The following is a 12,032-nucleotide window of genomic DNA, read 5'->3' on the forward strand; positions in this document are numbered from 1 at the left end:
CCGAGAACCGGCCCGTCGGGGTCTCCCGGGGCTGCCCGGAACTACTCCGCCTTGATGGCCGAGAGCATGTTCAGCCGCGCCGCCCGCCGCGCGGGCCAGAGCGCCGCCAGGATGCCGACCAGCGCCGCCATCAGCAGGAAGACGGCCATCCGGCCCCAGGGCAGGACCATCTCGTAGGTGCCGAGGCTCTTGCCGATCAGCTCACCGGCCGCCCAGCCGAAGAACACGCCGAGGCCGACGCCGAGCACGCCGCCGAAGAGCGAGATGACCAGCGACTCCAGCCGGACCATGCGCTTGACGCCCTTGCGGTCCAGGCCGATGGCGCGCAGCATGCCGATCTCCTGCGACCGCTCGAAGACGGACATCGCGAGGGTGTTGACGACGCCGAGGACGGCGACGATCACGGCCATGGCGAGCAGCCCGTAGAGCATGTTGAGCAGCAGGCTTATGGCCTTGGCGATCTCGTTGGAGATGTCCTTCTTGTCCTGGATCTGGATGGCCGGGTTGTCACCGAGGGCCGTGCGCAGGGAGTCCTTGGCCGACTCGCTCGCGCCGGCCTTCGTCTTGACCATGACCTGCTGGTCGTTGACGACGCTCTGGTGCGGGGCGAGGGTCTTGGTGTCGACCATGATGCCGCGCATCAGCTCGTTGCCCTTGTAGACGCCCGAGACGGTGAGCTTGCCCCGCTTGCCGTCCTCGAAGGTGGCGTCGACCGTGGAGCCGAGCTTCCAGCCGTGGGACGTGGCGGTGCTCTCGTCGACGACCGCCTTGCCGGCGGTGAGGCCGTCGAAGGATCCGGCGGTGAAGTCGAGCCGGGTGAGCTCCTTGATGCTCTTGCCGTCGACGCCGGTCAGCTGCTCGTGGTCGCCGTCGATCCGGGAGGCGGACATCCGCAGCGGGCTGCTGGCGGTGACGCCGGGGGCGGTCGCGAGCTTCTTGGCGACCTCGGGGGAGAGCGGGGTGTGGGAGGCCATGGAGACGACGTAGTCGGCCTTGATGGCGGAGGTGGCCATCTTGTCGATGGCCTGCTGGACGCTGCCCGCGATGACCGTCAGGCCGGTGATCAGGGTGAGGCCGATCATCAGCGCGGAGGCGGTCGCGGCGGTGCGGCGCGGGTTGCGGACCGCGTTCTGCCGGGCGAGCTTGCCGGAGATGCCGAAGAGGCGCAGGACGGGCGCCGCGGCGGCGATCAGCGGGCGGGAGAGCAGCGGGGTGAGCACGAAGACGCCGATGAGCAGCAGGCCCGCGCCGAAGCCCATGACGGCCTTGCCGTCGCTCATGCCGGTGGAGGCGAGGACGGCGGCGATGCCCGCGCCGGACAGCAGCGCGCCGATGGTGTTGCGCACGACCAGGGAGCGGGTGGTGGCGACGGCGTGCACGCTGTTCATCGCGGCGACCGGCGGGATCTTCGCGGCGCGGCGGCCGGGCAGCCAGGCGGCCAGCATGGTCACGACGATGCCGACGACCAGGGAGGTGACGACCGTGCCGGGGGAGATGACGAGCGGGCCGTCGGGGACGGTGGCCCCGGCGCCGTTCATCAGGGAGCGCAGGCCCGCGCCGATGCCGATGCCCGCGAGCAGGCCGGTGACGGCGGCGACCGCGCCGACGAGGAACGCCTCGATGAGCACCGAGCGGGTGACCTGGCCGCGGCTGGCGCCGACGGCGCGCATCAGGGCCAGTTCCTTGGTGCGCTGGGCGACCAGCATGGTGAAGGTGTTGGCGATGATGAAGATGCCGACGAAGAGCGAGATGCCGGCGAAGGCCAGCATGCCGGTCTTCATGCCGCTCATGCCCTGGGCGATCACCTTCGCCTGGTCGTCGGCGAGCTGCTGGCCGGTGGTGGCCTCGGCGTCCTTCGGCAGGACCTTGCCGAGCGCGTCCTTCAGGGCGTTCTGCGAGGTGCCGGGGGCGGCCTTGACGTCGATCTCGCTGAACTCGCCGGGCTGGGCGTAGAGCTTCTGCGCGGTGGCGGTGTCGAAGAGGGCGAGGCTGCCGCCCGCGGAGACGTTGCCGTCGTCGGTGGTGAAGACGCCGGTGAGCTTCTTCTCCAGGACCGGGCCGTCGACCGAGAGGCGGACGGTGTCGCCGACCTTGTAGCCGCCGCGGTCGGCGGTCTTGGCGTCGAGGACGAGCTCGTTCGCGTTCCGCGGGGCGCGCCCGTCCTTCAGGGGATAGCGGGAGTCCTTGCCGTCGGCGCCGGGGTAGTAGTTGGCGCCGGCGGAGTTGAAGCCCTCGCCGACGAGCTTGCCGTGCTTGTCGGCCACCGCGGCGAAGCCGGTGACGGTGCCGGTCGCGGAGCCGGCGCCGGGCACCTTGCCGGCCTGGTCCAGCAGGTGCTGGGTGAGCTTGGGGGCCTCACCGGGGTTGCTCTTGTCGCGGTCCGCCGTGTGGGGCCGGATCGCGACGTCGACGTGGTCGAAGCCCTTCTGGGAGCTCTTCTGGAAGGCGTCCGAGATGGTGTTGGTGAAGACCAGGGTGCCGGAGACGAAGGCCACGCCGAGCAGCACGGCGAGTACGGTCATCAGCAGCCTGGCCTTGTGCGCGAGCACATTGCGCAAGGCGGTACGGAACATGGTCAGTCAGTCCTGTGGGGAAGCCCCTCGCCACCGTGGGGCGGGCCGGGGGAAGCTGGGGTGGGCCGGAGCGGGAGCGGGGCGCTCAGCTCGTACGGCCCTTGGCGTCGAAGCGCTTCATGCGGTCGAGGACGGTGTCGGCGGTCGGGCCGTACAGCTCGTCGACGATGCGGCCGTCCGCGAGGAAGACGACGCGGTCGGCGTAGGAGGCGGCGACGGGGTCGTGGGTGACCATCACGACGGTCTGGCCGAGCTCACGGACGGAGTTGCGCAGGAAGCCGAGGACCTCGGCGCCGGAGCGGGAGTCGAGGTTTCCGGTCGGCTCGTCGGCGAACATGATCTCGGGCTTGCCGGCCAGCGCGCGGGCCACGGCCACGCGCTGCTGCTGACCGCCGGAGAGCTGGTTGGGCCGGTGCTTCAGGCGCCCGGAGAGGCCGACGGTGTCGACGACCGTGTCCAGCCACTTCTGGTCGGGCTTGCGGCCGGCGATGTCCATGGGGAGCGTGATGTTCTCCAGGGCGGTCAGGGTCGGCAGCAGGTTGAACGCCTGGAAGATGAAGCCGATCTTGTCGCGCCGGAGGCGGGTGAGCTTCTTGTCGCCCAGCGAGGTCAGCTCGGTGTCACCGATGCGGGCGGAGCCGCGGGAGACGGTGTCGAGGCCGGCCATGCAGTGCATCAGCGTGGACTTGCCGGAGCCGGAGGGGCCCATGATCGCGGTGAACTCGGCCTGGCGGAACTCCACGGAGACCGAGTCCAGCGCGACCACCTGGGTCTCGCCGTGTCCGTAGACCTTGGTGAGATCCGTGGCGTGGGCCGCCACCGCGGTGGGGCGGGCGGCGGTCTGGACGCCGAGGGGGGAGCTGGAGGGTCGCACGGTGGAGCGCTCCGATCGGGACGGGGTGCGGGGGACTTATCCCATCGTCCGGTGCGGATCGGCCCCGGGGATCAGCCCCAGCTCCCGTTCCCGGGACAGACCACGGAGGTATCCGGGGGCGGCCGTCTCCTCCTTGGGTATGACGAGGACCCTGGCCGGACGGCGGCGAGATTGCGACAATTCCGGTCGGTGCCGGGGGTGAGGCACGGAGCAGGGGGTATCGGCCCGTGGCATGTGCCTTTGACGTGGTTCTTGCGCTGATGCTCCCTCAGTTGCCAATAAAATAAGACAACCTCGGGTCCTCGTTCCGCTGTTTGGGGGGCGCTCCCGGGCTAGGCTCATCCTGCTCTCCTTGTACAGAGAGGCTCGCGCGCCTACCCGCTCGCACGCCCGAGAGCCCTGCCCGGATGGTGGAATGCAGACACGGCGAGCTTAAACCTCGCTGGCCCTTCGGGCCGTGCCGGTTCAAGTCCGGCTCCGGGCACTCTTCTGCTCCATGGCGCCCACTCTCCGTAGGGAACCGACTGCCCCCGGTTCTCGTTCTCCTCCTGTGGCAGGGGAGAAAAGATCGTCCCCCGGTACGAGCTCATTCCTTTGCCTACCCATTACCCTGGTTCGCAAGGCCGCGCACGGTGGCCATGGAGGAGTGAGATGAGGAGCAGCAACCCGGTCTTCTCGCGAGGGTTCCGCGACAACAACGGCTACGCGGGCTTCACCGCCGGGCCGCAGGCCGGGACCGCGGCCCAGGGCAGCCCCTACGCGAGCAATCCCTACGCACAGCCCACCAACCCCTACGCACAGGGCGGCCCGGACCTCCGGCAGGGCGCCCCCGCGCAGCCCGGCCGGATGACGATGGACGACGTCGTCATGCGCACGGGCATGACGCTCGGCCTGGTCATCCTCGGCGCCGCCTTCGGCTGGGCCACCGACCTGTCGCCGGTGATCGGCTTCGGCGCCGCCATCGTCGCCGCGGTGCTCGCCATCGTCCAGACGTTCAAGGCCAAGCCCTCCCCGGCGCTCATCCTGGGCTACGCCCTCTTCGAGGGCGTCTTCCTCGGCGTCGTCAGCAAGGCGTACAACAATTACGCGGACGGCGCCGCGGTGCAGGCGGTGCTGGGCACGCTGGCGGTCGCCGTCGGCACGCTCATCGCCTACAAGTCCGGTCTGATCCGGGTCAACAACCGCTTCTACCGCGTGGTGACGGCCGCGGCCATCGGCTTCTTCCTGCTGACGATGGTCAATCTGCTGTTCGCCGCCTTCGGTGGCGGTGACGGCCTCGGCCTGCGCAGCGGCGCGCTCGGCATCGGCGTCGGTGTCATCGGCGTGCTGATCGGCGCGGCCTATCTCGCGATGAACTTCAAGGAGATCGAGGACGGCGTGCAGTACGGCGCCCCTCGCAACGCCTCCTGGACGGCCGCCTTCGGTCTGACCATGTCGCTGGTGTGGATCTATCTGGAGATGCTGCGCCTGGTCTCCATCCTCCAGGGCGACGACTGACCCCACGGGGCCGGTCCGCGGTGACCGACGAAGGGCCCGGGATCCACCTGACAGGTGGATCCCGGGCCCTTCGCCGTGGGTGCCCCGTTGCGCGCCGTGGTGTCGGTGGATGGGCCGGGCATTGCGTACGTCCGCTACCGCAGCTTGCGTGCCGCCCGCCGGAGGTCGTACTCGTGGACTATCGCTTTGGCGTGGCCGTAGGCGAGCTCGTGCTCTCCGCGCAGCCAGCTGACCTTCTCCTCGAAGCGGAGGAGAGAGGGGCCCTCGTCGACCGTGCGCAGCCAGTCGGCGACTTCGCGGCCGGTGCAGTGAGGGATTCGGGAGAGCAGATTCCGGTGGGTCTCGTCGGAGAAGACGTGGGACATCGGCGCCTCCGGACGCGTCGGATGATGGTCCTTCCTGTCACCGTGCCTGAGTGTTCAGTCATTGGCAACAGTCCGTCCACAGCGCATAGGCTCACGGCGTGGATGATGTGACGCCTCTTCTGGCCGCCGTGGACGGTTTCGCCGACCGGCTGCGTGCCCTGCCGCAGTCCCGTCTGAGCAGGGGAGCCGCCGCGGAAGCGCTGGCACTCGCTCGTGAGTTGGCGGCGTGGGCCCAGCGGATCGAGGAACCGGAGGCCGGCGAGCCGAGGGAGATGCCGGAAGCGGGCATGTTCGCGGTCGCCGACCAAGTGGCCGTCGCCGGTCACGATTTGGCCGAAGCGCTCACCGCGAACGGCGGGAAGCCGCTGCCCGAGGGGGTCGGGGCGGCCGAGGCGACGGCACTCATCGAGGCGGCGGCCCAGCGCTGCGGGCTCTGATCCCGCCGTCGGCTACAGCGAGGCGATGACGCGGTCCGCCAGGACGTAGATCTTCTCCGTCGCGCAGCCGAACGTCAGGGTGTAGGCGCCGGACACCCCGGAGCCGCCCAGCAGCACCGGCGCGTCCCCGGCGCGGAGCGCGTCCGCGAGGCGCTCGGCGGTCTCGCGGTGGCCGGGGGTCATGCAGATCGTGGTGCCGTCGGCGAAGACATAGACATCCAGGGTGCCGAGCGGGCCGGGGCGCACGTCGGTGAGCGGGACGCGGTCCTCCGCGAGCTCGCCGAGCCGCTCGACGGTGTTCTCGTGGTCGCCCACCAGCGGCATGGGCGAGAAGTCGGGGTGCGAGGGGTGGCGGCGGCGCGCGGCCGCCAGCTCCGGGGACTCGGCCGCCTCGGACTCGGCCGCCGCGTCGAGCGGCTCCAGCCCGACGAAATCCGCCTGCCGGGGCAGATAGCCGCCGTACGGGCCCTCGGGGGCGAGCAGGTCGTCACCGAAGCCGGGCAGCCCGCCCAGCAGCGACGGGGCGTCGGCGGCGGTGCTGAGGTCCCGGCTCTCCTGGGCGGCCCAGAACGCGCGGGCCTCGGCCAGCTCCCGCTCCCGCTCCTCGGCGAGGGCATCGGCGACGGCCGCCCGTATCTCGGAGATCTCCACCGCGGGCGCCGTGCGCGCCGCGGGCACCGGGGCGACCTCGCGCCGGTCCGCGCCGGCCGCCTCGCGCCGGTTCGCACCGGCGGCGGCCGCGAGGTCGGCACGCAGGGCGCTGATCTGCCGGCGGAGGCCGCGCGTGCTGTACAGGGCGGCGGCTCCGGCGGCCGTCGCCGTGGCAGCGGCCAGCAGCAGGGCAAGGTTCATGGCGCTCACTGACGTACTCCCGGTTGCTATGGATCCCCCAGATTCCTACCTCAGGTTGACGCCCCGCGCCGTACGGCCCCAGTGCGAAACGTCATGAAACGGACGGGACTCAAGTCCTTGACGTTGTGCCTTCAACATCCCTGACCTGGGGAAACGAATCGCCCTTAGGACGCAGGTCACATCCTGGGGGCGATTCGGTCACGTTCACATACGGAATGCGGCGTGACGGTTCCTGATCAGCTCAGCCGCTCGTGTTTTCGGAGCGTCTTCGCTTCGCCTTCGCTGCGGGCAGGTGCCGCGCTCGCCACGCGGCGGAGCCGCATATCGACTGCGCCGCGCGACCCCTACCCTCCGCTGCGGCTCAGCTCAGCCGCTCGTGTTTTCGGAGCGTCTTCGCTTCGCCTTCGCTGCGGGCAGGTGCCGCGCTCGTACCTCGCGCGACCCCTACCCTCCGCTGCGGCTCAGCTCAGCCGCTCGATGACCATCGCCATGCCCTGCCCGCCGCCCACGCACATCGTCTCCAGGCCGAACTGCTTGTCGTGCCACTGGAGCGAGTTGATGAGCGTGCCCGTGATGCGCGCGCCGGTCATGCCGAAGGGGTGGCCGACCGCGATCGCGCCGCCGTTGACGTTGACCTTGTCCAGGTCGGCGCCCAGCGCGCGGTAGGAGGGGATGACCTGGGCCGCGAACGCCTCGTTGATCTCGATCAGGTCGATGTCACCGATGCCGAGCCCGGCCCGGCGCAGCGCCTGCTCGCTCGCCTCGACCGGGCCGAAGCCCATGATCTCGGGGGAGAGGGCGGAGACGCCGGTGGAGACGATCCGGGCGAGCGGGGTCAGGCCCAGCTCGCGCGCCTTGGTGTCGGACATGATCACCAGGGCGGCGGCGCCGTCGTTCAGGGGGCAGCAGTTGCCCGGCGTGATCAGGCCGTCCGGGCGGAAGGAGGGCTTGAGGCCCTGCACGCCCTCCAGCGTCACACCCGCGCGCGGGCCGTCGTCCTTGCTCACGACCGTGCCGTCGGGGGTGGTGACCGGGGTGATCTCACGCGCCCAGAAGCCCTTCTTGATGGCTTCCTCGGCGAGGTTCTGCGAGCGGACGCCGAACTCGTCCATCTCCTGGCGGGAAATCCCCTTCAGGCGGGCGAGGTTCTCCGCGGTCTGGCCCATCGCGATGTACGCGTCCGGCACCAGGCCGTCCTCGCGCGGGTCGTGCCACCCTTCCCCGCCCTGCTCGGCGCGGGCGGCCGTACGGGCCTCGGCCTCGGCGAAGAAGGGGTTGTGGCTGCCCGGCATGCCGTCGGAGGTGCCGTGCACGCTCCGCGAGACCGTCTCGACGCCCGCCGAGATGAAGACGTCGCCCTCGCCGGCCTTGATCGCGTGCAGTGCCATCCGCGAGGTCTGGAGCGAGGAGGAGCAGTAGCGGGTGATCGTGCAGCCGGGCAGGTGGTCCATGCCCATCTGCACGGCCACGATCCGGCCGAGGTTGTGACCCTGCTCGCCGCCGGGCAGGCCGCAGCCGAGCATGAGGTCGTCGATGTCGCGCGGGTCGAGCTCGGGGACCTTCGCGAGAGCGGTCCCGATGATCGTCGCGGTCAGGTCGTCGGCCCGCATGTCCTTCAGCGAGCCCTTGAAGGCGCGACCGATCGGGGAGCGGGCGGTTGAGACGATCACGGCTTCGGGCATCACGGCTCCAGGGGACGTGAGGGGGCTGGACTCTGATGGAAGTTACCCGCGCGTAGGGCTGGGGTCACGTGGGCTTCGCTGTGATGCGGAACTCTTTTCCAAGCGTACGCTCAGGCCGCTGGGCCGTGGTCGACGGCGAGGGGCGAATCCGGGCCTCGCGTGGGGGCACCGCCCCAGGCCCCCCGGGCGCGGGGGTCCGTTGCCTCCCCCGGACTCCGTCCGGCGATCGAGGACACCGCCGCGCAGCGGTGGTGCGGAGGGAGGGCGGCCTAGCCGCGGGACGCGCGGGACCACATGTGGTGCGGAGTCGCCTCCGTGTGAGACGGCAGGCGGCGCCGTTTGCGGTGTTTCAGCAGGGCCCAGCGGCCGCGGGCCGCCGTGACCTCCGTGCCGCCCTCGGACGCCGCTTCCGCCGCCGCGCGGGCGACCGGCAGGATGCCCTCGCGGCGGGCCGCGTCCGGGCGCTCCTCGTCCTCCGGCCAGAGGCCGAGCGCCGCGCAGAGCGTGGGGAGGACGGCCATGGCCGCTGTCGCGTACCCCTCGGCGGAGGGGTGGTAGTTGTCCGGACCGAACAGCTCCCGGGGGTTCTGCTCGAACTCCGGCCCCAGCAGCGCGCCCAGCGAGACCGTACGGCCGCCGGCCTCCAGCACCCCTATCGTCTGCGCCGCGGCCAGCTGCCGGCTCTGCCGCCGGGCCAGCCAGCGCAGCGGCTGGTAGACCGGCTCGATCGTGCCGAGGTCCGGGCAGGTGCCCACCACCACCTCGCTGCCCGCCTCACGCAGCCGGCGGACGGCGTCGGAGAGCAGGCGTACGGAGCGGGCGGCGGGCATCCCGTGGGTGACGTCGTTGGCGCCGATCATGATCACGCATACGTCGGGGGCGCGGACGCCCTCCTCGATCAGCAGGGTCACCTGCCGGTCCAGGTCGTGGGACTGGGCGCCGGAGAGCGCCACGTTACGCAGCTCCACCGGCCGCTCGGCGACCGCGGCGAGCCCGGACGCCAGCAGGGCGCCGGGCGTCTGGCGGGGCCGGTGCACGCCCTGGCCCGCGGCGGTGGAGTCGCCGAGGACGCCCAGGAGCAGCGGCTCGCGGCCCAGCCGGTGGACGAACGCCGAGCCGTAGCGGCCATCCGCGTGCGGGGGCGCCTCGTGCAGGCCGCCGACGATCCTGCGGGCGAGCCGGGCCTCGGTGAGCAGGACGCCGAACGCGGTGGCGCCGAGCAGGCCGATGCCGCCGCCGCCGTATGCGGCGGCGGCGGCGATGCGGCGGGCTGCGCGTGCCCTCGACATGGACATGGTCCGCTCACCTCCTGCTGCTGGTTCTTTCCCCTGCCGCGGGGCTTTCCGAAACGGGGGCGCGTGCCGTTGCCGCCTGCGGCGGGCTTTTCCCCAGCCCCGCCCCTTCCCGCACTGGGGCACATGCCCCAGGCCCCCGGCTGCGGGTGGGTGGGCGTCTGCGGCGGGCTTTTTCCCCTACCCGCCCCTTCCCGAAACTGGGGGCAAGCCCCCAGACCCCCAGCAACACGCTTCGCGCGTTGTCCTCAAACTCCCCCAGCTAACGCTGGGAGGTGCCCCCAACGGGCTGAAAGAGAAGACGGGCGTGCCCCACCAGCCCGCACTCGCCCTCCGGTGGGAGGGGGTGGGGCTGGAGGGTGGGGTTCTGGAACGCGGTGCGTCGTCACGGCGCTCAATACAAAGCACGGTGCCCGCACCGCGTTCCAGGTCCCCAGCCCGGAAGGCCCGCCCCCGGCACCCACCACAACCCAGCCCGGCCGACGCTTGAGGCCGCCCCACCGAAAGCACAAACAACCCGCACCCGGCAAGGAAGATCACCCGCACACAACCCGCCCAGCGCGGACGCGCATAGGCTGGACACACGGGCACGCGACCGACCGCTAGTGCCCCCGACCGCGGAGATCACCGTGCAGTATCACGATTCGATGATCGAGCTCATTGGCAACACCCCGCTGGTGAAGCTCAACAACGTGACCGAAGGCATTCAGGCCACCGTCCTCGCCAAGGTCGAGTACCTCAACCCCGGCGGCTCGGTGAAGGACCGTATCGCCGTGCGGATGATCGAGGCCGCGGAGAAGTCCGGTGAGCTCAAGCCGGGCGGGACGATCGTGGAGCCGACGTCCGGCAACACGGGTGTGGGTCTGGCGATGGTGGCCCAGCAGAAGGGCTACAAGTGCATCTTCGTCTGCCCGGACAAGGTGTCCATGGACAAGATCAACGTGCTGCGCGCCTACGGTGCCGAGGTCGTGGTCTGCCCGACCGCCGTCGACCCCGAGCACCCCGACTCGTACTACAACGTCTCCGACCGCCTCGTCCGTGAGACGCCCAACGCCTGGAAGCCCGACCAGTACAGCAACCCCAACAACCCGCGGTCCCACTACGAGACCACCGGTCCGGAGATCTGGGAGCAGACGGAGGGGAAGATCACCCACTTCGTCGCGGGCGTCGGCACCGGCGGCACCATCAGCGGCACCGGCCGGTATCTGAAGGAGGCCAGCAAGGGTGCGGTCAAGGTCATCGGATCCGACCCGGAGGGCTCGGTCTACAGCGGCGGTTCGGGCCGGCCGTATCTGATCGAGGGTGTCGGCGAGGACTTCTGGCCGACCGCCTACGACCAGGCCGTCGCGGACGAGATCGTTCCGGTCTCCGACAAGGACGCCTTCCAGATGACGCGCCGCCTGGCCAAGGAGGAGGGCCTGCTGGTCGGCGGCTCCTGCGGCATGGCCGTCGTCTCCGCGCTGCGCGTCGCCGAGCGGCTCGGCCCGGACGACGTCGTCGTCGTGCTGCTGCCGGACAGCGGCCGCGGTTACCTCAGCAAGATCTTCAACGACGAGTGGATGGCCAACTACGGCTTCCTGGAGGAGGGCGGCGCGACCGCCCGCGTCGCCGACGTCCTCAAGCGCAAGGACGGCGAGCTCCCCTCGCTCGTGCACATGCACCCCGAGGAGACCGTCGGCGAGGCCATCGAGGTGCTCCGCGAGTACGGCGTCTCGCAGATGCCCATCGTCAAGCCGGGCGCGGGGCACCCCGATGTGATGGCCGCCGAGGTCGTCGGCTCGGTCGTCGAACGGGAGCTGCTGGACGCGCTGTTCACCAAGCGCGCCTCGCTCTCCGACCCGCTGGAGAAGCACATGTGCGCCCCGCTGCCGCAGGTCGGCTCCGGTGAGCCGGTCTCGGGTCTGATGGCCGTGCTCGGCGGCGCCGACGCGGCGGTCGTGCTGGTCGAGGGCAAGCCGAAGGGCGTGGTGAGCCGGCAGGACCTGCTCGCCTTCCTCGCCGAGGACGCGTCCGCCGCCGCCAAGTAGCCCAGTCCCGCGGGTCGTCGTGCGGGGCACCGCCGCTTCGCGGCGTTGTCCTCGATCGCCGGACGGGCCCGGTTCGAGCCGTGCGCCGTCAGGTGAACGGCAAGAGGCGCGTGCGGCCCGTAAAGGGTACGTATGTGTCACGCGCCCGCAGCACGGACTTAACAACGGCCCGGCATAGTGAGGGGTGTCGGCAGGGAGCACGCTCCCGGGCCGGCACCCCGAAGCGGCGGCAGGACTTCCGGAGCGGCTCCCGGACTCCACAGCCGTCCGGATACGGAGGACCGGCCCAGGCCGGGGCCCGTGTCCTCGCGGGGACCGCCGTCGTCCCGACCCCGGCCCAGGCCGGGGTACGGCGGCCCCCGCGCTTCCCGCTCTGCACGGGGCCGCGCCCGGTGGTGGCTCGTTGCCCGGGCGCGGTCTTCAAGGTCCCGGT

Annotated in this window: 9 protein-coding genes and 1 tRNA gene; 4 read left to right on the forward strand and 6 right to left on the reverse strand. The window is 71.2% G+C overall.

The genetic code is table 11. The annotated features are described in order from the left end of the window. Positions 1 to 41: 41 nt before the first annotated feature. On the reverse strand, positions 42 to 2,573 hold the full coding sequence (locus tag ACH427_RS16620; protein ID WP_398870190.1) for an ABC transporter permease: 2,532 nt from the start codon (positions 2,571 to 2,573) through the stop codon (positions 42 to 44). A gap of 85 nt (positions 2,574 to 2,658) precedes the next feature. Next, positions 2,659 to 3,447 (reverse strand): ABC transporter ATP-binding protein, encoded by a 789-nt coding sequence (locus ACH427_RS16625; RefSeq protein ID WP_398870191.1) that lies wholly within the window; start codon positions 3,445 to 3,447, stop codon positions 2,659 to 2,661. A gap of 401 nt (positions 3,448 to 3,848) precedes the next feature. On the opposite strand from ACH427_RS16625, the gene ACH427_RS16630 reads away from it, so the two are divergent. Together ACH427_RS16630 and ACH427_RS16635 are read left to right on the forward strand one after the other, a co-directional pair. Next, a tRNA-Leu gene (locus ACH427_RS16630) sits at positions 3,849 to 3,931 on the forward strand. Between the two features lie 167 nt (positions 3,932 to 4,098). Beyond that, entirely contained in the window at positions 4,099 to 4,944 is an 846-nt protein-coding gene (locus ACH427_RS16635; protein WP_398870192.1) for a Bax inhibitor-1/YccA family protein, read from the forward strand. Positions 4,945 to 5,078: 134 nt separating this feature from the next. On the opposite strand, the gene ACH427_RS16640 is transcribed toward ACH427_RS16635, so the two are convergent. Next, the gene (locus ACH427_RS16640) at positions 5,079 to 5,309 is read right to left on the reverse strand and encodes a DUF4287 domain-containing protein (protein WP_361525495.1); all 231 of its coding nucleotides are present in this window, start codon (positions 5,307 to 5,309) and stop codon (positions 5,079 to 5,081) included. A 98-nt stretch (positions 5,310 to 5,407) separates the two neighbouring features. On the opposite strand from ACH427_RS16640, the gene ACH427_RS16645 reads away from it, so the two are divergent. Then, positions 5,408 to 5,746 carry a hypothetical protein gene (locus ACH427_RS16645; protein WP_398870193.1) on the forward strand — a complete coding sequence of 113 codons (339 nt, stop codon included), beginning with the start codon at positions 5,408 to 5,410 and terminating at the stop codon, positions 5,744 to 5,746. Positions 5,747 to 5,758: 12 nt separating this feature from the next. On the opposite strand, the gene ACH427_RS16650 is transcribed toward ACH427_RS16645, so the two are convergent. The 3 genes from ACH427_RS16650 to ACH427_RS16660 form a co-directional block, all read right to left on the reverse strand. Further along, positions 5,759 to 6,607 carry a hypothetical protein gene (locus ACH427_RS16650; RefSeq protein WP_398870194.1) on the reverse strand — a complete coding sequence of 283 codons (849 nt, stop codon included), beginning with the start codon at positions 6,605 to 6,607 and terminating at the stop codon, positions 5,759 to 5,761. Positions 6,608 to 7,059: 452 nt separating this feature from the next. Next, positions 7,060 to 8,280 (reverse strand): acetyl-CoA C-acetyltransferase, encoded by a 1,221-nt coding sequence (locus ACH427_RS16655; protein WP_398870195.1) that lies wholly within the window; start codon positions 8,278 to 8,280, stop codon positions 7,060 to 7,062. A 269-nt stretch (positions 8,281 to 8,549) separates the two neighbouring features. After that, positions 8,550 to 9,575 carry an SGNH/GDSL hydrolase family protein gene (locus ACH427_RS16660; protein ID WP_398870196.1) on the reverse strand — a complete coding sequence of 342 codons (1,026 nt, stop codon included), beginning with the start codon at positions 9,573 to 9,575 and terminating at the stop codon, positions 8,550 to 8,552. A 626-nt stretch (positions 9,576 to 10,201) separates the two neighbouring features. On the opposite strand from ACH427_RS16660, the gene ACH427_RS16665 reads away from it, so the two are divergent. After that, entirely contained in the window at positions 10,202 to 11,599 is a 1,398-nt protein-coding gene (locus ACH427_RS16665; RefSeq protein ID WP_398870197.1) for a cystathionine beta-synthase, read from the forward strand. Positions 11,600 to 12,032: the final 433 nt, after the last annotated feature.

It is taken from the genome of Streptomyces sp. NPDC020379, assembly GCF_044387105.1.
Classification (GTDB): domain Bacteria; phylum Actinomycetota; class Actinomycetes; order Streptomycetales; family Streptomycetaceae; genus Streptomyces.

Excerpts from the sequence above, each read along its gene's own strand:
- ACH427_RS16620 (WP_398870190.1), bottom strand. The coding sequence starts at position 2,573 with ATGTTCCGTACCGCCTTGCGCAATGTGCTCGCGCACAAGGCCAGGCTG.
- ACH427_RS16635 (WP_398870192.1), top strand. The coding sequence starts at position 4,099 with ATGAGGAGCAGCAACCCGGTCTTCTCGCGAGGGTTCCGCGACAACAAC.
- ACH427_RS16660 (WP_398870196.1), bottom strand. The coding sequence starts at position 9,575 with ATGTCCATGTCGAGGGCACGCGCAGCCCGCCGCATCGCCGCCGCCGCC.
- ACH427_RS16640 (WP_361525495.1), bottom strand. The coding sequence starts at position 5,309 with ATGTCCCACGTCTTCTCCGACGAGACCCACCGGAATCTGCTCTCCCGA.
- ACH427_RS16655 (WP_398870195.1), bottom strand. The coding sequence starts at position 8,280 with ATGCCCGAAGCCGTGATCGTCTCAACCGCCCGCTCCCCGATCGGTCGC.